The organism is Acinetobacter haemolyticus CIP 64.3 = MTCC 9819, assembly GCF_000369065.1.
GTDB lineage: Bacteria > Pseudomonadota > Gammaproteobacteria > Pseudomonadales > Moraxellaceae > Acinetobacter > Acinetobacter haemolyticus.
The window spans coordinates 308,915-328,139 of record NZ_KB849803.1 but is presented as its reverse complement, the minus strand read 5'-3'; the positions used below and the strand labels follow the sequence as shown (position 1 = coordinate 328,139).

Annotated in this window: 17 protein-coding genes and 2 pseudogenes; 10 read left to right on the top strand and 9 right to left on the bottom strand. The window is 38.3% G+C overall.

Features of this window, described 5'->3' with window-relative positions:
- Nucleotides 1–35: 35 nt before the first annotated feature.
- Nucleotides 36–686, bottom strand: a pseudogene (locus F927_RS09855) (ATP-binding protein); the annotation flags it as partial.
- Between the two features lie 114 nt (nt 687–800).
- Between F927_RS09855 and F927_RS09850 the strand changes: the two are divergent.
- From F927_RS09850 to F927_RS17425, 5 genes and pseudogenes are all read left to right on the top strand, one after another.
- Nucleotides 801–1,490, top strand: coding sequence for a heteromeric transposase endonuclease subunit TnsA (locus F927_RS09850; protein ID WP_000282673.1), 690 nt, complete (start codon nt 801–803; stop codon nt 1,488–1,490).
- 1 nt (nt 1,491) lies between these two features.
- Entirely contained in the window at nt 1,492–3,381 is a 1,890-nt protein-coding gene (locus tag F927_RS09845; RefSeq protein WP_004637549.1) for a Mu transposase C-terminal domain-containing protein, read from the top strand.
- A complete protein-coding gene (locus F927_RS09840) occupies nt 3,378–4,229 on the top strand; it encodes a TniB family NTP-binding protein (RefSeq protein WP_004637550.1) in 852 nt (283 codons plus the stop codon). Before F927_RS09845 ends, F927_RS09840 begins: the two co-directional genes overlap by 4 nt.
- A gap of 16 nt (nt 4,230–4,245) precedes the next feature.
- Complete coding sequence (locus F927_RS09835) at nt 4,246–5,331, top strand: TniQ family protein (RefSeq protein ID WP_005084029.1); 1,086 nt, start codon at nt 4,246–4,248, stop codon at nt 5,329–5,331.
- A gap of 16 nt (nt 5,332–5,347) precedes the next feature.
- Nucleotides 5,348–6,163 (top strand): annotated as a pseudogene (locus tag F927_RS17425) (hypothetical protein); the annotation flags it as partial.
- A gap of 30 nt (nt 6,164–6,193) precedes the next feature.
- On the opposite strand, the gene F927_RS09825 reads toward F927_RS17425, so the two are convergent.
- From F927_RS09825 to F927_RS09815, 3 genes are all read right to left on the bottom strand, one after another.
- The gene (locus F927_RS09825) at nt 6,194–7,777 is read right to left on the bottom strand and encodes an IS66-like element ISAba25 family transposase (RefSeq protein ID WP_005080957.1); all 1,584 of its coding nucleotides are present in this window, start codon (nt 7,775–7,777) and stop codon (nt 6,194–6,196) included.
- Nucleotides 7,778–7,851: 74 nt separating this feature from the next.
- Nucleotides 7,852–8,187 carry an IS66 family insertion sequence element accessory protein TnpB gene (gene tnpB / locus F927_RS09820; RefSeq protein WP_000618091.1) on the bottom strand — a complete coding sequence of 112 codons (336 nt, stop codon included), beginning with the start codon at nt 8,185–8,187 and terminating at the stop codon, nt 7,852–7,854.
- A complete protein-coding gene (locus F927_RS09815; protein ID WP_001055585.1) occupies nt 8,184–8,567 on the bottom strand; it encodes a transposase in 384 nt (127 codons plus the stop codon). Before F927_RS09815 ends, tnpB begins: the two co-directional genes overlap by 4 nt.
- A gap of 224 nt (nt 8,568–8,791) precedes the next feature.
- Here F927_RS09815 and F927_RS09810 point away from each other — a divergent pair, with 224 nt between their 5' ends.
- The gene (locus tag F927_RS09810) at nt 8,792–9,289 is read left to right on the top strand and encodes a hypothetical protein (protein WP_017394423.1); all 498 of its coding nucleotides are present in this window, start codon (nt 8,792–8,794) and stop codon (nt 9,287–9,289) included.
- A 124-nt stretch (nt 9,290–9,413) separates the two neighbouring features.
- On the opposite strand, the gene F927_RS09805 is transcribed toward F927_RS09810, so the two are convergent.
- The 3 genes from F927_RS09805 to F927_RS09795 all read right to left on the bottom strand — a co-directional run bounded on the left by F927_RS09805 (nt 9,414) and on the right by F927_RS09795 (nt 11,020).
- The gene (locus tag F927_RS09805; RefSeq protein WP_000205069.1) at nt 9,414–9,674 is read right to left on the bottom strand and encodes a hypothetical protein; all 261 of its coding nucleotides are present in this window, start codon (nt 9,672–9,674) and stop codon (nt 9,414–9,416) included.
- Between the two features lie 16 nt (nt 9,675–9,690).
- Complete coding sequence (locus F927_RS09800; protein ID WP_000936492.1) at nt 9,691–10,572, bottom strand: copper resistance D family protein; 882 nt, start codon at nt 10,570–10,572, stop codon at nt 9,691–9,693.
- A gap of 67 nt (nt 10,573–10,639) precedes the next feature.
- Nucleotides 10,640–11,020, bottom strand: coding sequence for a copper resistance CopC family protein (locus F927_RS09795; RefSeq protein WP_000689223.1), 381 nt, complete (start codon nt 11,018–11,020; stop codon nt 10,640–10,642).
- 278 nt (nt 11,021–11,298) lie between these two features.
- Between F927_RS09795 and F927_RS09790 the strand changes: the two genes are divergently transcribed.
- Nucleotides 11,299–13,656: a heavy metal translocating P-type ATPase gene (locus F927_RS09790; RefSeq protein ID WP_005084021.1), complete on the top strand. Its 2,358-nt coding sequence runs from the start codon at nt 11,299–11,301 to the stop codon at nt 13,654–13,656.
- Between the two features lie 74 nt (nt 13,657–13,730).
- Here the strand turns inward: F927_RS09790 and F927_RS09785 are convergent, their stop codons facing one another.
- Nucleotides 13,731–15,104, bottom strand: coding sequence for a heavy metal sensor histidine kinase (locus tag F927_RS09785; protein ID WP_005084019.1), 1,374 nt, complete (start codon nt 15,102–15,104; stop codon nt 13,731–13,733).
- Nucleotides 15,094–15,777, bottom strand: a complete 684-nt coding sequence (locus F927_RS09780; protein WP_001221582.1) for a heavy metal response regulator transcription factor — start codon at nt 15,775–15,777, stop codon at nt 15,094–15,096. Before F927_RS09780 ends, F927_RS09785 begins: the two co-directional genes overlap by 11 nt.
- Before the next feature lie 150 nt (nt 15,778–15,927).
- Here F927_RS09780 and F927_RS09775 point away from each other — a divergent pair, with 150 nt between their 5' ends.
- The 3 genes from F927_RS09775 (at nt 15,928) to F927_RS09765 (ending at nt 19,149) form a co-directional block, all read left to right on the top strand.
- Nucleotides 15,928–16,278 carry a hypothetical protein gene (locus tag F927_RS09775; protein WP_004637555.1) on the top strand — a complete coding sequence of 117 codons (351 nt, stop codon included), beginning with the start codon at nt 15,928–15,930 and terminating at the stop codon, nt 16,276–16,278.
- Nucleotides 16,279–16,367: 89 nt separating this feature from the next.
- Entirely contained in the window at nt 16,368–18,281 is a 1,914-nt protein-coding gene (locus F927_RS09770; protein WP_005084017.1) for a copper resistance system multicopper oxidase, read from the top strand.
- Nucleotides 18,268–19,149, top strand: coding sequence for a copper resistance protein B (locus F927_RS09765; protein WP_004637557.1), 882 nt, complete (start codon nt 18,268–18,270; stop codon nt 19,147–19,149). The genes F927_RS09770 and F927_RS09765 overlap by 14 nt, the downstream gene beginning before the upstream one ends.
- Nucleotides 19,150–19,225: the final 76 nt, after the last annotated feature.

Below are 19,225 nucleotides of genomic sequence, written 5' to 3'. Positions count from 1 at the left end.
ATTGAAGCGACCTGAGGGTCGCTTTTTTAGCGTATTTAATTTGAATTGCCTCGATAAGATAAGGCTTCTGTTAAGTGACTGCTTGAGATAACTTCACTTTCTGCTAGATCTGCAATGGTTCGAGCAACGCGTAGTACTCGATGGTAGGCACGTGCAGAAAGATTCAAACGTTGTTGTGCCATTTCAATAATTTTGGCAGAGCTTTCATCTAAACGAGCGTATTGTTCTAATCGTTTTGGTGAAAGTGCTTGGTTTAAGCATTGCTGTCTATCGATTTGTTGGTGATAGGCTTGGATGACGCGTTTGCGAACGGTTGCAGAGCCCTCACTTGTTGTTTGATCTTGTAACTCCTGTGCTTGTAATGGAGGGACATCAATATGAAGATCAATACGATCTAATAATGGACCTGAAATGCGATTTTGATAGCGTTGAATGCTTTCTGGAGAACACTGACAGCGACTATCCTGATTGAACGCATAGCCACAAGGACATGGATTCATAGCTGCAATAAACTGGAAATTTGCTGGAAAAGTCATTTGTCGTGCAGCACGAGAAATCACAATTTCCTTAGATTCAAGAGGTTGGCGTAGAACCTCAAGCACTTTACGGTCAAACTCAGGGAGTTCGTCTAAAAATAATACACCTAAGTGAGCAAGTGTAATTTCTCCAGGTTTAGGTTGTGAGCCACTGTCATTTACAAAGAACTATGCGACAATTTAAGTATGAGTCAATAACTTAGAATACTTTTTACAAAGAACTGTGCGATAAATCTTCTAATGAACTATGCGACGGAACCAAGAATGTACAATCAATTATGCGACACGGTAAAGATCGTACCAGCCCGAAGAAAAGTTGGTAATACACGCATTAGTGTATCTGGTTTGTACCCTTTTAAAAAAGATTCTGCTGTTGCTTTTGAATCTACGCTTGAACGAGATTTTCTTATCCGTTTAGAAATTGATCCCAACGTTCTTGCTGTTGAGTCTCAACCATTTACTATTGAGTATATTGATAATGGAAAAAAACGGGTTTACACCCCCGACTTTTTAGTAACTTATAAACATGATAGCTATCTTCCTTTTATCCCCCCTAAATTAGTCGAAGTAAAGCCAGCAGCAGAGTTAGAACAGAATTTAAATCTTTGGAAAACAAGATATCGTGCCGCTATGATTATTTGCAAAGAAGAAGGCTGGAAATTCCATATCGCGCATGAAGGGCGTATTCGTGATCGGTTATGGTTAAATGCTATGTTTCTGCAAAAATACCGCAAAATGAACTTCTCTTTCGCCGACTCAAAACATTTAATAGATTATGTGCGAGATCGGGAAGTCGTCACTTTTGACACACTTTTAGCACGGCATTTTTCCGGTAAATGGGACCGTGCAAATGGGATTAGTCAAATTTGGTATTTAGTTGCTCATGGTTATTTAGTATGTGATTTAAGTCTGCCTTTACAGCCTTCTACTGAACTTTGGATAAGCGGAAATTAATATGAATGATAGACGTATAAATATCAAGATTGCTGCTGGTGAATCCGTTCAGGTTAAAGGTGTTCCTCATACAATTCTGGAGATCATTGATCTTAAATCTGTCTTTGTTGAAAACAAGAATACGGGTAGAAAAGGTATTGTTGCCATAAGTGAATTACAGCCAGCATTGCTTACTGAAAAATATGAAGATATAGATCTCATTCCTGATAAAGACTGGGCGGAAGCTGAAAGGCGCTTCAATATAATCCGCCCCTTTATTGAGGATGGGGTGAGTGGACGAAAGGAAGTGGAGTTACGTGCAAAGCAACATGATATAAATCCAGCAACTTTATACAGATGGTTAAAAATATATAACGCATACGGAACGATTGATGGACTGAGACCTAAAAAAGAGGGGTTGCCTCAAGGTCAGAAGATGATTAATAAGCATGCTGAAGCAATTATTGAAAAAGCGATTAAAGATTTATATCTGACTAATCAGAGAATAAGTGTTCAAAAAGTTGTACTTGAAGTGAAACGTTTATGTCATGAATATCATATTCTTGACGTCCCTCATGCAAATACCGTACGGAACCGTATAGCAGCAATCAGTCAAAGAGAAGTTCTGCGTAAAAGAGGACATAAAGAAAAGGCAAATAATAGATTTACCCCAGCCGCTGGAAAATTTCCTCATGCGGATTACCCGCTTGCAGTTGTTCAGATTGACCATACCCCAGTGGATCTAATTCTGGTGGATGATTTTAACCGACAACCTATTGGGCGTCCTTATCTAACTCTTGCAATTGATGTCTTTTCGCGGGTAGTTGTCGGCTATTACCTGTCTTTAGATGCACCTTCGGTAATGTCTATTGCCATGTGTGTATCTCAAGCAGTATTACCCAAAGAGAAATGGTTGGCTTTACGCAAGATCCAGGCTGAATGGCCTGTTTGGGGAATTATGAATACGATCCATGTAGATAATGGTCCCGAATTCCATTCAGAAACTTTCAGAAATGCTTGTATGGCACATGATATCCGTCTGGAATATCGACCTGTTAAGAAACCACGCTTTGGTGGACATATTGAACGTTTGATGGGTACTTTTGCTACAGATATTCATGCAGTACCAGGTACTACTTTTTCTAATATTTTTCAGAGAAAAGATTATGACTCTGATACTCAAGCCGTTTTTACATTTACAGAGTTTGAGGATTGGCTGATTGATTTTATCTGTAATGTTTACCATAAACGAAAACATTCAGCTTTAGGTACATCACCTCTACATGCTTTTGAACTGGGTATTTTTGGTGATAAGAATACTTTAGGATCTGGGGCGGCCAGGTTACCTGCAAATGATCATAATTTTTTCCTTGATTTTTTACCGAGTTTTGAACGAACAATCCAAACTACAGGTGTAACTATTGATGGGCTGTCATATTATGCGGATGTATTGAGAGGCTGGATCAATTCAATTGACCCTGAAAATCATAAAGAGAAACGTAAGTTTATTTTTAGACGAGATCCACGGAATATTAGTGAAATATGGTTCTTTGACCCTGAAATCAAAAACTATTTTAAAGTTCCTCTAGCAGATCAAAGTATTCCACCCTTTAGTATTTGGGAACATAAAAAAATTCAAGATTTGAAAAAAGAAACTGGCGAATATTTAAAAGATCATGAGCTTGGACAGGCTTTAGCTAAACTTCGTGAACGTGTACAAGAAGCGAGTACTAAAACTCGTCGTGCTCGCAGATCATATCAGCGCAGTACTCAACATCAACAGAGTATTAACCCTGCCTCAATTCAGGATAAAAAATCTCAACAAGAGAGCACAGTTATGGAGCAACAACTTGAAAATTTATTTGGATTATTACCTTTAGATGAGCTTGAAAATGATGAGGATATTTCATGAGTAATTATCCACATATTTTCCAGGAATTTCGCCCTATTGTAGATCAATCTAATGAGGATCGGCTGTATTTCCTTGAAGAGGATCGTTGGATCGGATACCCGGCAGCGAATGATTTATTAGATCAGTTAAAGGGTATGCTTACTCTTCCAAAACGAAGTCGTATGCCTAATTTACTGGTGTTAAGTAAGCCTAATAATGGTAAGACATCAATCATTAACCAATTTTTTAAGCTCTATGGTGAGGGATATATCAATGAACTGAATAATGCAGTAAAGCCTGTCATTGTTGTTCAAGCACCTGTTTCCCCTGATGAGAAAGCTTTATATATGGCGATCCTAGATAGATTTTGGGAACCTTTCCGGGAAAGAGATCCGGTTGCTAAATTAAGGTATCAGGTTGTTCACTGTCTTAAACTTTATGAAGTGAAGTTACTCATTATTGATGAGATGAATTCTTTGTTATGTGGGACTCCTATTAAGCAGAGAACAGTCATGAATGCGATCAAATACTTGTGTAATGAAACCCATATCCCAGTGGTTGGTTTTGGTACGGAAGAAGCAGTCCGAGTACTTTATACAGATCCGCAGCACGTGAGCCGTTTTCGTGTTGTTAACTTACCTTTATGGCAGCTTGATAAAGAATTTCAGGCTCTAGTAAATAAATTTGAAAAAGTACTTCCGCTTAAACAACCTTCAAGATTAGCTGAGCCAGCCACGGTAAAGTATTTACATGATATTACTGAAGGAAACTTAGGAAATTTACGTAGTTTGTTAAGAGAAGCTGCCAAGAAAGCTATTATCTCAGGTCAGGAATATATTGATCATCATTTATTAGAAGATGTGAGATAGTTTGTGAGACTCCAATATGGCACCTACCAGAGAGACTTATTATTGGGTCACCCGAACACCTTTACTTCAGGATGAAGCTTTATCTTCCTGGTTGATACGGGTTGCCCTTGGCTGCGGTTGTGATCCACTAAGTTTAACGGGAGTTATCTGGCCTAAATGGAGAGTATGGACTATAGATATTGATAAAGGACTTACTCAAGAACATTTAGAAATATTAGCCCGTAAGACAGCTGTCAATCAGGATCAATTAAAAAACGCTACTTTTAAGAAATTATTTCTACAAAATAGTGCAATAAATCTTGAACCATGGATATTAGCTTTAGGTACACGGAATCGTAAACATAAAAGTGGTTGGCAATATTGTCCCAAATGTTTGGAAAGTGATCCTGTTGCTTACTTTCGGCTGAATTGGCGGTATGTATTGCACGTGGGATGTGTTAAGCATAATCAGCGTTTATTAGATCAATGTCCCCATTGCCAGAAGGCTATTCAACCAAGATTATTGGAAGCTCCTGATCAGACACTATCTTGCTGTGCCCTATGTAAAGAGAAACTTTTTGATGTGAAAGCCGATGTCATAGATCATAATGCTTTGGCATTACAGAAAGACTTTGATCTTTTCCTTAAGCAAGGATATGCAATTTATGATGATACTTTAATTCCTATATCAGAGTGGTTGAGTGTCATTCAGTTATTTAATCAATTTATTCGAAAAGTTCTTAGAAGTTCCTTAAATAGTAAAGGTTGGGCGTTTTTAAATGCGCTGGATATTAGCGTTCCCCATCCTCAACTTTCCTCGACGGGTTTAGTCCTTAGTCAAATTTCAGTATTAGAAAGGGAGAAAATATTTGCTTGTATTTCTCAACTGTTAAAAGTTTCCCAAAAAAAATTTATTGAAACAGCTCACTCTTTAAGTATGAATAGAGCCTCATTTTGGGATAAGAGATGTAAAATACCAGAAATATTAATACCTTTAGAAAAGCAACTAGACAAGGTTTCTCGGGGGTATATATTAGAGGGAAATGTCTCAAGTACCCCAAGACCAACATGTAAAAAAGCTATATTACGAAAAATGTGGAGATTGAAGCGAAAAATCTTGTAAATTGGGGGAAGATGAGATGCCTCAATGTGATGACTGTGGTCGCAGTGTGGAAAAAATTCATAAGAATTATAAATCGACTAAATTTTGCCATACATGTTATGTACGGGTTTTCAAAAAAAGAGCATGTTCATCCTGTGGAAAGCTTGCCAGATTATATAAATATGATAACTCAGCCATTTGCCAAAAATGTGAAAACAATAGACCATGTATACGTTGTCAACGAGTTGATTACTCTATAGGAAAAATTACAAAGTATGGTCCTGTTTGTTGTAGTTGCTCTGTTTATTTCAAGGAGTTTCAAGCCTGTGAGCGTTGTGGGTGCTTTTCCCAGAAACTCTCCAGAATCAGCCGCTTTTCAGATAATTTAAGAGTATGTCCTAAATGCGCAACTCGTGATTATAGAACTTGCCCAAGTTGTCGTAGGTACCGGCTACTTGAAGAAGATGTTAAATCAGGTCAGATGTATTGCAAGAAATGTTTGAATTCACCACCTCATTATTGCTTGATCTGTAAATTCAAGATTCCTGCTGGGCGTGGAAATTATTGTGAAAGCTGTTCCTGGCACCAGATTCTTGAAAGAAGAGTTGGGAAATTAGCAAATAATTTAGTAGATACACCTCTCCGAAAACACTTTAAAAACTATATAAAATGGCTTGAACAACGAGTAGGCTCACATAAAGCAGCCTTATTTACTGCGAAACATATAAAATTTTTTGAAGAAACTGAAGATCTTTGGATAGAGCAAGTTCCCGCTTATACCGAGCTTTTGGGAAGATTAAGAACAAGTGGTTTACGTAAGTTTGTATTACCTATGCAATGGTTAACTCAAGTGTAAGCGTCCGCTGAATCCCATACCTATTTTTTAATTCGATTTAGGTTTCCAGCAGTGCGGCAGCAATTCTTCAATTTGGGTCACTTTGTGTGTCGGTAACCTTTTCAGCACATCACTTAAATAGGCATACGGATCCAAGCCATTCAGCTTTGCTGACTGGATTAAAGTCATGATGTTTGCCGCTCGCTGACCACTGCGCAGCGAACCTGCAAACAGCCAGTTCTTGCGTCCCAACGCCCAGGGACGCATCTGATTCTCTACCCAATTGTTGCATATCGGTAGATTGCCATCATCCAGATAGCGGCTTAAGGCTGGCCAACGCTTCAGAGTGTAATTGATAGCCTTGGCGGTGGGAGAACTCGATGGCACTGTCAGATGATGTTGGTTGAGCCATTCATATAGTTGTTGCATCACTGGTTGACTATGCTGTTGTCGGTATTCGCGGCGGTCTTCCGCTGTACCATCGGTCTTTTTCCTGAGTTCTGCTTCTATCGCATACAGTTTCTGAATCAGCACTAAGGCCTGTTCAGCAACCTGACTTTTCCCAGTTACATGCAGTTCATGGAATTTACGACGTGCATGGGCCATGCACCCCACCTCAATCACCTGGCCTGATTTAAAACGTGCTTTATAACCACTGTAATCATCACAGACTAGATAGCCCTGCCAGCCTTTCAAGAACTCTTCAGCATGCTGGCCTGAACGACTATCCTGAAAGTCATAGATCACCGCCTGAACTGGATTATACTGTGTGGTGGCATAGGCCCAGACATAACCTTTCTTCGGTTTTTTATTATTCTCACCCATCCGCATGATGGTGACCGGTGTTTCATCTGCATGCAGCACCCGCTGTTGCAGCACCACCTCTTTTAAGGCATTGGCCAGAGGTTCCAGTTCTACACCGCAGCGACCTATCCAGTCAGATAAAGTTGATCTGGAAAGATCAATGCCCGCCCGCTGATAGATCAGACGCTGACGGTACAGCGGCAAATGATCGGCATACTTCGATACCAGCACATGGCTGAGCAATTCAGGTGAAGCAATGCCTTTATCAATCACATAGGCGGGCATCGCTTGCTGAGTTAGAGTGTCACACTGATCACAGACCCATTTACCACGCACATGCTGTTCCTTATAGAACTGTGCCGGTCTGAAATGCAGTTTTTCACTGACATCTTCGCCGATACGACGGAGTTGGCAGCCACAAGCACATTGGGTTGATGCAGGTTCATGCTCAATACGGATGGTGTGTAGATGATCTGGCAGTGGTCGACGTTTAGGTTTATTGGTTTTGGCTTTCTGTGTCGCTGCATTGGTTTTATCTGCATTTAGCCGTTCCAGTTCTAGATCAACCGCGGCAATATCTTCTTCAACCGCTTCATCCCACAGATGGATTTGTTTTGCCGTTAAGTGTTCATTCTTTTGGGCGAATTTGTGCTTTTTAAACAGCGCCAGTTCATGCTCGTATTTTTGATTGAGAATAGAAAGATGTTGAACTTTGGCATCCAATTGTTGGTTTGATTGTGCTAGAGACTGATGCTGCAGCGCCAACTGCCTGGTGAATTCCAGCAGTTGTTCATGGGTCAGTTGGCTTAAGTCAGGCAGCGTATTCATGACCGCAGTATGCCTGAGGTCATGAGAAGAATGAAATAGAACGTTTGGAGAATAGCAGAATGGTCGAGCCTGGTTTAAAGCATCGTCACCACCTGCTGTCGTCCAATGCGCTGCCAGGGCAAACCTTGGATCAGTGCCTGTAACTGTTCCGGGCTGAGGGCCACGGTTTCACCTTGGTGAACTTGAGCCCAGTGAAATTTGCCCTGTTCCAGCCGCCGGGCACACAGCCAGATGCCCAATCCATCATGTACCAGCACTTTCATGCGATGGCCACGTTTATTACAGAACAGGTAAGCACAATGCGGTTTGATGTAGCCAAAGGCTCTCACCACCTGAGCCATGGTCGTATCCATACCTGCACGCATGTCCATGGGCTGAGTAGACAACCAGATTTCATCAATGCGGATCATGTTGCAAGTGCCTTGAGTAATTCTGCCAAGGCAGGTATTTCTGATGTCTGCCATTTTAGCTGAATATCATTATTCGTATGAGGCACGGTGATACACAACGTGATCCTCTCATCAATAGGTTGGCTGATTGCAGCAGTGTAAGGCAAAGCAATAAATGCTGGATTCACATGAGTAGGATCCTGCACGGCACCCTCATGATGGCTGAAGATCCTGATCCAACGACTGACAAGGTTGGCATTAATACTATGTTGCAGTGCGACCGAAGCGATCGAGGTATTAGGATTTTTGCAGGCATTGACAATACTGAGTTTGAATTCTTTGCTGTATTTTCGGCGTTTTTTAGCAACAGGAGGTGTTGCTGAATATATATCCATGTTCATGGATTAAGTCCCCACTTGTTTTTAGGTGGGAACTAAATTAAGGCTTATAGGATCGCTTGGTAAGGCTGTGTTAGCCGGATGCTTACACTCAAGTACATCATCTTCAAGAAGATATACAGGCAAAAGAATTTTGCTCTGAATTGGACCAACTGAATAGGTTAAAAAATATTTGTCTAGAGTCCACTTTTCCCGCTCAAATTCTTCAAAAGTACTTTGACACGTTAATGAGTAGAGTGAGCGATGGTACAACAACTATTCGCTCTGCCAGGCTAGCAATGAAACCAGCTTCAGCCTTGATGTTTCTGGTGAGTAATTCAAGATTTAACTTGCCACGGATATGGCATGTCAAACATTATTTGTCACATCATCCTGGTCAAGCGGCTGAACTCATTGGCTTTATAATTTTTTTAAACCGGAATTATGATACGGATTTAAACTTTTCATTTATAAAGAATTCTAACTTTATAAAAGCAGTAAAAAATCAGAAATTAGAAAAAGAAATTATTAAGTTAAGTAAAGTGACCAAGAATAGATTTGAATTATTATTGTGGGTAAGACTTTGCTTAATGTATTTTCATAAGTTTGAGATTACCCATTCTAAGCAAATAGAACTAAATATGATCAATGAAATTGAAGATGGATTAGAGATTAGTTTCAGGAATGAGATTTTTTGGATACCTAAAATTAATAATTTTTTTGATATTAGCCAAGAATCAACATAGATACATTATCGAGAGGTCTTGCTAGATACAAGAAGATTTGAGAACTTTATCAAAAAATTAATTACTAGTTATTGATAGGGAATAGAATCTTTCTATCCCCGAAATCAAGCCTACTTATCCATATTTATTTTGGATAAGACGTTTGTATTAGTCTTAAATTTTGCTGATTATTTTCCTTACTTAAATTTTGTGGTTCCTCTTTCTTATCTGCATGATGGGCATGTGAAAGTGAGCTCTCGTCTGAGTGGTCATGATCCGAAACTTTCCTCAGCTCACTGTCATCAAGCGCATGCATATGTTTAGCTGATGCTGGTTCTGCCCAACTCACAGTATTTACAACAAGAGATATAATTACGATACAGTTAACTTTCATCCATGAAGTCATTGCTTGGCTACTCCTATTACTCAATACCGACTACTGTTGTAATATACCCTGTCGTTAAAAGAATTGATAAACCTAGTGACATTTCAAATAAAATGGCATAACCCAATTGTTTTGCAAATTTTGGATCCTGTAAACGAGGAGTAAAATACCATTTATTAAAGGCAGCCAATAATAAAATACTTAAAACAAATATTATTTTAATAATGAATCCATGCCCATAAGGAGTATTCAGTAAAATATTGAAATCTTTAATGAGTAATAGAGCAATACTGGCACCACATGCAAGTAATATTCCTACCACAAAAGCAGCAATTCTTCCAAACAGATGCATGCGTTCTTTCAAGGGAAGACCAGTAATTTTTTTACTTGTTCTCCATAAAGGATAAAGTGATCCCATCCATAAAGACATTACAAGTACATGGATTGATAATAAAAATTGTGCGAATAAAGGTAAATTTGTAACATGACCAAGTTGAGAAAAACTAAAAACAATAGGAGTTAAAAGTATGAGAAATATTACTCCTTCAATTTTTGAAACCTGAATAGTTCCTTTACTAAGTTTTATGATCATCAATAGAAGTAGAAGAGCAAAACTAATTGATCGAATAATATGAACGTGCCCTGTGGGAGTATTTATTAAAATGTTTATGTAGTTGCTATCCCACATGCCAGAAAGACCTGTATTGGCAAAACTTCCAATGAGAAGGAAGAAGCCAAGAATACTGGATATTAAACCCAGTCCTGCACCAATAGTTATGTACTTCAGAATAGTCTGTTTAATTTCTACATAACGACCAAGTAAGAAATAACAGAAAGCGCCACCAACAACAAATGCAATACCTAAATATAAAACGACTTTAGCCAGCCATGTTGCGTATATCCAAGTTTCAGGAAGCATATTTTTCTCCATCGTTATAGCAACATGCCAGCAAATTGCTGGCATGTTTACTAACTTCGTTTTTATTTTATTTTGCTGCTTTAAGCGTGAAATTATATTCGCCATTCATGTTATGGCCATCTGCACCCATTGTGGTCCATACCACGGTATATTTACCTTTCTTAAGTTTAGGTACGGCCACTTCAAATGACTTTTTCATATCATGAGTTATTTTATAATTTAATGGGATATCCTTACGTTGGGCATCAAGCAATTTGACGTTCATTAACATAACCTCTTCACCAAAATTTAAAGTTATGTTTTGGGGTTGACTTGCTACAGAAGCATTAATAGCAGGTGTTGCACTTTCAAGTTTTACATGTGCAAACGCACTTGAAGCAGCTACAACCATAGTTGCACCAACTAATACATTGCGTAGAACTGATACTTTATTTTGGAAAATTTTCATTTCATCATCCTTCTAAAACTGATACATAGCTAAGTAATGACCCGTTGACGTTCATGAATAGATTGAGTTGGTCATCACTCTTCGTATGCTTATTATTCAAGACAGATAGAAACGTCTTGATGACTCCAAAATTACATTTTTGTCATTTTTAAAATTGAAAACACACAAGTGTTACACTGACTTTATTGAAAATAATGGTCACTAAATGACCGGATAACGAAAAATTAGTTTAATCCTAATGAGCTCTTTATTTTGAGAATTAATATGAAGGAGGTTCTATGGACCATCATCATGAAGATAAGAATACTAGCAATAGACTTATTGACCCTGTCTGTGGAATGGCCGTAACGCAGGCTTCTAAATTCTATGAAAAAATTGACAGTAAAACGTTTTACTTTTGCAGTGAAAAATGCAAGTTAAAGTTTGAAAATGATCCTTTGTTTTATATTAATGAAGAGGGTAAATCTTCTCCAACTAAAAAATCAATGAATAGAGCTGAAGTAGATTCAAATGAAATTACTAATTCAGCTCATGTAAATACTTCAACAATTTATACATGTCCCATGCATCCGGAGATTCGACAGAATCAACCTGGAAACTGTCCAATTTGCGGTATGACATTAGAGCCTTTACTTCCAAATTTAGATGAGGCTGATGAAAATCCTGAACTCAAGGACTTTAAAAGAAGATTTTGGTACACGTTACCTTTGACCGTTATCGTAATAACCTTGGCGATGTTTGGTCATAAATTAAACTGGTTTGAAATTAAAGTACAAACCTGGATTGAACTTTTTCTTACCTTGCCAATAGTTTTTTGGGCGGGATGGCCATTTTTTGTTAGATGTTGGCAATCAATTTTAAATCGTAGTCCGAATATGTGGACTTTAATTGGGATTGGGACCGGTGCAGCATTTATATACAGTCTCGTTGGAACTTTGGCACCGCAAGTATTCCCTGATTCTTTTTTATCTATGGGACGTGTTGCAGTATATTTTGAAGCTACTGACGCTATCATTTCACTAACATTGTTAGGTCAAGTGCTTGAGTTAAAAGCTCGCTCGCAAACATCGGCCGCGATTAAATCTTTGCTTGGGTTGGCGCCGAAAACTGCCAGAAAAGTAAATGACGATGGTAGAGAAGAAGATATTCCTCTTTCCCATGTACACGTTGGAGATTTGCTTAGAGTACGACCAGGTGAAAAGGTACCTGTTGATGGAATAGTTACTGAAGGTTCAAGTTCCATTGATGAGTCAATGTTAACTGGAGAACCCGTACCAGTTACAAAACGTGTGGGAGACCAAGTGATTGGCGCAACTATGAATATGAATGGTTCATTAGTGATGCGTTCAGAAAAGGTTGGGTCATCAACTGTACTCTCTCAGATCGTACAAATGGTGTCGCAAGCTCAACGTTCTAAAGCCCCAATGCAAAGAATGGCAGATCAGGTAGCAGGATGGTTTGTTATGGTGGTTATTGGTATTTCTATACTTACATTTTGGGGTTGGGGAATATTCGGACCTGAGCCGAGTTGGGTTTATGGGCTAATCAATGCTGTTGCAGTTTTAATTATTGCTTGCCCATGTGCTTTAGGATTAGCGACGCCTATGTCAATCATGGTGGCAACCGGTCGTGGTGCATCAAATGGTGTACTTTTTCGTGATGCTGCAGCTATAGAAAATTTACGGAAGATTGATACGTTAATTATTGATAAGACAGGTACTTTAACAGAAGGTAAACCATCCTTTGATAAGGTTATTGCTGTTTCAGGGTATGAAGAAAATGAAGTTCTTCGATTAGCTGCCAGTTTAGATCAAGGTAGTGAACATCCTTTAGCTGATGCAATTGTACGTGCTGCCCGGGAAAGAGATCTTGCACTAACCAAACCGACATCTTTTGAGTCAGGGTCTGGTATTGGCGTTAAGGGTGAGTTAAATGGACATCAGTTATCTCTAGGTAATACTGCATTAATGGAACAACTTGGTATATCTGTTGATGCATTTATCAATGATGCTGAGAAGTTAAGAGCTGAAGGTGCAAGTGTTATGCATTTAGCTGTGGATGGGAAACTGATAGGTTTAATAGCTGTTTCAGATCCAATCAAAGCAAGTACACCTGAAGCTTTGTATTCATTAAAAAATTCCGGTTTAAGAATCGTAATGGCTACAGGCGATGGCTTAACAACAGCGAAATCCGTTGGTAGCCGTTTAGGTATCGATGAAGTTTATGGAGAAGTAAAACCCGCAGATAAATTAGAATTAGTTAAGAAATTACAAAAAGAAGGAAGAATCGTAGCAATGGCTGGTGACGGAATTAACGATGCTCCGGCTTTAGCGCAGGCTGACATCGGAATTGCAATGGGGACAGGAACAGATGTCGCAATGAATAGTGCTCAAGTTACTTTGGTAAAGGGTGATTTACGCGGTATTGAAATAGCCCGTTCCTTGTCGGAAGCAACTATTAAGAATATGAAGCAAAACCTGATGTTTGCGTTTCTTTATAATGCGTTAGGTATCCCTTTGGCTGCTGGTATTTTATACCCATTTACTGGATGGTTACTTTCTCCTATGATTGCAGCGCTCGCAATGAGCCTAAGTTCAGCCTCGGTTATTGGTAATGCTTTACGGCTACGAAAATAAAACAGATCATTGCCTGACTACTTATTATTTTAACCATTTGTAATAAGTAGCCAGGTTTTTATTAGGATGAATAATTAATTTTTAAAAATAATTTTAAAAATTATACGTCCGTTATTATAGTCTGCTTGAATTGTTGCGCCATGGACATCAAGAATTGACTTTGTAATGGCTAAACCTAGTCCGGTGCCTTCCTCAACTCGTTGTCTTGATGCATCTGTACGATAAAAACGATCAAATAATCGGCTCAACTGCTCAGATGTTAAGGGTGAACTTTCATTCTCAATTGTGAATATAGTGGTATCTATATTTTTTTGAAACTGAATTTTGATTACCGAATTTGGTTTGCCATACCTAATAGAGTTTGATAGTAAATTACTAAGTGCACGACGTAACATTGAAGGATCGCCCTCAACGTAACCTTGGCCTGTTTGCTTGAGTGACATTCCTTTTTCAGCAGCAATTGCATCATAAAAATCAAATAATGCTGAGACTTCTTTGACTAAATTCACTTGCTGTAAATTCGCTTTATGTAGGCCATGATCTGCTTTTGCGAGAAAGAGCATATCGGATACCATTCGAGCTAAACGTTCAAACTCTTCCAAATTGGAAAATAGAATTTCTTGATAGGTACTAATATCTCGACTACGTGATAAACAAACCTGGGTTTGCGTCATCAAATTATTAATAGGTGTTCTGATCTCATGAGCTAGATCAGATGAAAAATCCGAGAGTTTCCCTACCGCTGTTTCTAGCCGGTCTAACATATCGTTGAATGCGATGGCTAATGATTTCAGTTCAGTTGGAGTACTGTCTACTTCTAATCGCTCAGAAAGATGCTGAGCCGAGATACCTTCTGCAACTTTTGCCATTTTTTGAACTGGCCGTAATCCTCTCCAAGCGGCAAACCAACCTAAAAACATTAAACAAATTGTACCTACAACACCGATGTATAATAACTGTCGTCTAAAATCATTTAAAAAGTGCTGATGTTCAGATGTATCGATCCCCACAATAATTTGAGCTGATGGAATACTAATATTATTAAAGGACTTTTTATAAACTAAGCCCCGATAGATTTTTTTTTGAATTTCCCATTCTATCCAAGGAGCATGTTTAGATTTGACTAACGTTTGCGTCTTTATGACTGCTGGTGCAGAACTAAAAATAATTTGGCCTGTTGGACGTTCTATTTGAACAATCAGATCATGATGACCTACTAAAGCATCTTTTAAATATGTATTTAATTCATGGGTATTTGTAGGGTTCTGTTCAAGTAAATTTTCTAAAAGCTGAATTTTTCCTTCTAACTGGGTCCGGTCCTGAGTTTCAAAATGATGCATAACAAGTTGATGAATGACCAGCCCCATAATCAATAAAATGATGACAGTTGATAGAGAAAAGATAATTGCAATACGGATGCTAATTGCATTAAACAATTTATGAGTCATCTTCTACCTCTAAGACATATCCCATCCCCCGGATGTTTTGAATTAACTTAGGGGTGAAGTTGCTATCTATTTTATTTCTTAACCGTTTAATAGCGACTTCAACTACATTGGTATCACTATCAAAATTCATGTCCCATATTTGAGAAGCAATTAAAGCACGAGGTAGAATTTCTCCACGTCTACGCATAAATAATTCCATCAATGCAAACTCTTTGGCTGTTAGGTCAATACGTTGCCCTGCACGAGTAACACGACGTTTACGTAAATCAAGTTCAAGGTCTGCAATAGTGATTAGGTTGCTATCTTCTTTTTGTTGTCCCCGACGGAGTAAGCTCTTAATTCGAGCCAGTAGCTCTGCAAAAGCAAAAGGCTTGACAAGATAATCATCAGCCCCTAATTCTAACCCTTTCACTCGATCATCAATTTGATCTCGGGCTGAAAGAAAAAGAATAGGCATGCTTTTACCGCTTTTTCTAATGTCATTAATGATATTCCAGCCGTCCAACTTAGGTAACATTACATCTAGAATAATTAGGTCATACTCTTCAGAAAGAGCCTGGTGTTTTCCTGTTAATCCATCTGTAACCCAGTCAGTAATATAGCCAGCTTCAGAAAGGCCTTGTTTAAGATAATCACCAGTTTTTTGTTCATCTTCAACTAATAAGATTCTCATTTATAAAAACCTGATTGCATTAATTAGGATCATAATAACGTTATAAATCCGTGATTCGGCGTAGATTACAAAAATGTCATTTTCATGTCACATAGATGTTTAGTGAAGGCCTTTAAGGTATTTACATAAAGTTAATTTTTGGAGCAAAACATGAAAACTCTATTCCGTCGTAGCTTAACTACACTTATGTGTATTGGAACTTTAATTGCAGGAACTCAGTCTTGGGCAGCCGATGCTAAACAGGGAACCACTGTAGTCACTGAAACTAAAGCCGATTCAAAGACGCAAGAGAAATGTCAAAAACCTTGTAATATGAAGAATGATGATAAAACCCAACAGGATCATAGTCAGCATGAGCATGGTAACATGACGGATATGTCTCAGATGGATCATTCTAAGATGATGAATATGGGGCAATCTAAAATGAGTAATATGGATAATTCCAGTATGATGAACATGGACCACTCAAAGATGAACATGTCAAATACATCAAATAAATAACAAATACGATAAATGAAAGATCGGGGGAAATTAAAGCGAATAATAGGTTTGCTTGATTCTCCCATCCTTATATTAGATAGGTGAAATAAATGTCTAAAAAATTAACGCATGTCCTTTTGATAGGAGTTGGTTTATTTTCGTCGACTTGGGTTATGGCAGCAGTTAAAGAATATGATTTAACCATTGCTGAACAAACGGTGAATGTTACTGGTAAGCCACTTAAGCGAATTACTGTAAATGGTAAATTCGTTGCGCCACTTCTTGAGTTTGAGGAAGGTGATGATGCTATTATTCGTGTCCATAACAAGCTAAAAAAACAAGATTCTTCTATTCATTGGCACGGGTTAATTCTACCGGGCATCATGGATGGCGTACCCGGATTTAATCAGTTTGACGGTATTGCCCCTAATAAGACCTACGAATATAAGTTTAAGGTACGCCAAAATGGTACCTATTGGTATCATTCGCATAGTAAAGGTCAAGAACAAGAGGGCTTGTATGGTCCGTTAGTCATTTACCCCAAAAATAGGACACCTTTAACTGTAGCTGAGAAAACAGATAAGGATTATGTCGTATTACTTTCAGATTTTCATGATTCAACTAGTGATAAAATCATGAATAATCTAAAGAAAGAAGCTGACTATTATCAGAACCGTCGTGAAACTGTTTTTGATGTTTTTAAACAAATTAAAAAAGATGGTTTAAAAGCAACATGGCAAGACCGTTCGATGTGGAATCAGATGAGAATGCTCAAGACAGATATGTCTGATGTAACAAAGTATACATTTTTGATGAATGGTAAGACTCCAGAACAAAATTGGACGGGAAACTTTAAAGTTGGAGAGAAAATACGTCTTCGGTTCATTAATGCCTCAGCAATGTCATTCTTTGACGTCAGAATCCCTAACTTGAAAATGACGGTAGTCAGTGCAGATGGGCAGCCAGTGAAACCTGTTCCTGTTGATGAATTCAGAATAGGAACGGCTGAAACGTATGATGTCATCGTAGAACCTAAACAATCAAATTATCAAATTGAAGCAGAATCAATTGATAGGAGTGGCTTTTCAGTTGGTTCATTACATGATGAAAATACTCCTCCAATAAATCAAATCAAAATGCCGAAGTCACGTCCTCGTTCTTTATTAACTATGGAAGATATGGGGATGGGGCATGATATGTCGTCTATGGCGGACATGGATCACGATATGTCTTCAATGAAGGGCATGGATCATGACATGTCTTCGATGAAAGGTATGGATCATGACATGTCTTCGATGAAAGGTATGGATCATGACATGTCTTCGATGAAAGGTATGGATCATGACATGTCTTCAATGAAAGGCATGGATCACGATATGTCATCTATGACAGGTAGTTCAAAAGATCAATCTATGTCAGGTATGAACCATAGCATGCAAATGACTACATCTAATGCATCTACACAAGAAAAGAATGGTGATGTTGTATATGGTTGGGCGAATGCTTCAACACCCGTTGGTCAAAAAGCACTCCAGTATAGTGATTTACAATCTTTAAACCCTCAACCAGATACTCGTGCCCCTGAACGTGAAATGGAAATCCGTCTTGGTGGGAATATGGAGCGCTACATTTGGACAATTAATGGTAAGAAGTTTAATGAAACAGAACCATTCAAAGTGAAATATGGGGAACGTATACGCTTGAAATTTGTGAATGACAGTATGATGGCTCACCCAATGCACTTGCACGGTATGTTTATGCAGCTTGAAAATGGTCAAGATCCAAGTAATATGCCAAATAAACACACGATCATTGTGCCACCAGGGAAAACAGTTACAACTTTACTTACTGCTGATGAATTAGGTGAATGGGCTATCCACTGCCATTTGTTATATCACATGGCAGCTGGAATGATGAACAAACTCATTGTGGCAAATGTAGATAGCAATGATGTTGATTCAAAAAGTATCGTTGCCCAACCCCATGCAAATGATAAGGGAGTGAATCAACATGCAAACCACTAAAAAACTTTTTTCAAAAACACTTTTATCAGTTGCTTTAATTGGTTTAGCAGGTATGGCATTTGCTAATGATAATTCGACTGAAAATCTAAATAAGAGTACGTCAAGTATGAATGTGCTTTTAAAAGAAGCTGGAGGATTAGGCTATGTTGAACGTAATGCTGCTCAAAATACTTCAAAAGGCAAATTAGCTCTTAGCCAAAATCATGATAAACATCTGAACGAGCATGGTGGACAGATTTACCAAACAACTAAATTTTCCAATGAGTGGGTAATTGATAACGATGGTAAGGGTAGTTTAGGTTCTAGTTTCGAAACATTGATTGGAACAGATGAGAATCGAGTATTTGTTGAAGCCAATCTGAATAAAGCAGAGAGTAATGATCCCAATTATGATGTGTCTGCACTTTATAGCCGTAATGTAGCACCATTTTGGGATGTACAAGCTGGTCTAAGATACAGCGAGGATAAAAATAACAAGAACAGCGATCGAGTCGATGGTGTTGTTGGTATATTAGGTCTTGCTCCTTATTTCTTTGAGACCAAAGCTTACCTTTATGGTGGAAAAGACAACTTCTGGGGAGCTAGTTTTGATTTCGACCGTGATTTATTACTCACTCAAAAGTTGATTACTCAGCCATATATTGAAGCAGATGTTGTGTTTAATGATAATTCTGACTTTGCATCAAAGACGGGATTGTCAGAATTGAAGACAGGTATTAAAACTCGTTATGAGATTACCAAACGTATCAGACCATTTGTTGATATAGCCTATCAATATGAGAAAGGAAAAAAATCAACTCCTTTTCAAGAAGCAACAGATTCTGAAAAGGGATGGCTATATGGTGCAGGTATTGAATTAGTTTTTTAATTTGTCTCGATATTAAAATAGCAGCCTTAAGGCTGCTATTTTAATGAATAAAATTGCTAATTTTTTCTAAATCTGT

Excerpts from the sequence above, each read along its gene's own strand:
- F927_RS09770 (WP_005084017.1), top strand. The coding sequence starts at position 16,368 with ATGTCTAAAAAATTAACGCATGTCCTTTTGATAGGAGTTGGTTTATTT.
- F927_RS09790 (WP_005084021.1), top strand. The coding sequence starts at position 11,299 with ATGGACCATCATCATGAAGATAAGAATACTAGCAATAGACTTATTGAC.
- tnpB (WP_000618091.1), bottom strand. The coding sequence starts at position 8,187 with ATGATCCGCATTGATGAAATCTGGTTGTCTACTCAGCCCATGGACATG.
- F927_RS09840 (WP_004637550.1), top strand. The coding sequence starts at position 3,378 with ATGAGTAATTATCCACATATTTTCCAGGAATTTCGCCCTATTGTAGAT.
- F927_RS09800 (WP_000936492.1), bottom strand. The coding sequence starts at position 10,572 with ATGCTTCCTGAAACTTGGATATACGCAACATGGCTGGCTAAAGTCGTT.
- F927_RS09795 (WP_000689223.1), bottom strand. The coding sequence starts at position 11,020 with ATGAAAATTTTCCAAAATAAAGTATCAGTTCTACGCAATGTATTAGTT.
- F927_RS09765 (WP_004637557.1), top strand. The coding sequence starts at position 18,268 with ATGCAAACCACTAAAAAACTTTTTTCAAAAACACTTTTATCAGTTGCT.
- F927_RS09835 (WP_005084029.1), top strand. The coding sequence starts at position 4,246 with ATGGCACCTACCAGAGAGACTTATTATTGGGTCACCCGAACACCTTTA.
- F927_RS09785 (WP_005084019.1), bottom strand. The coding sequence starts at position 15,104 with ATGACTCATAAATTGTTTAATGCAATTAGCATCCGTATTGCAATTATC.
- F927_RS09775 (WP_004637555.1), top strand. The coding sequence starts at position 15,928 with ATGAAAACTCTATTCCGTCGTAGCTTAACTACACTTATGTGTATTGGA.
- F927_RS09850 (WP_000282673.1), top strand. The coding sequence starts at position 801 with ATGTACAATCAATTATGCGACACGGTAAAGATCGTACCAGCCCGAAGA.
- F927_RS09825 (WP_005080957.1), bottom strand. The coding sequence starts at position 7,777 with ATGAATACGCTGCCTGACTTAAGCCAACTGACCCATGAACAACTGCTG.
- F927_RS09805 (WP_000205069.1), bottom strand. The coding sequence starts at position 9,674 with ATGACTTCATGGATGAAAGTTAACTGTATCGTAATTATATCTCTTGTT.
- F927_RS09815 (WP_001055585.1), bottom strand. The coding sequence starts at position 8,567 with ATGAACATGGATATATATTCAGCAACACCTCCTGTTGCTAAAAAACGC.
- F927_RS09845 (WP_004637549.1), top strand. The coding sequence starts at position 1,492 with ATGAATGATAGACGTATAAATATCAAGATTGCTGCTGGTGAATCCGTT.
- F927_RS09780 (WP_001221582.1), bottom strand. The coding sequence starts at position 15,777 with ATGAGAATCTTATTAGTTGAAGATGAACAAAAAACTGGTGATTATCTT.
- F927_RS09810 (WP_017394423.1), top strand. The coding sequence starts at position 8,792 with ATGAGTAGAGTGAGCGATGGTACAACAACTATTCGCTCTGCCAGGCTA.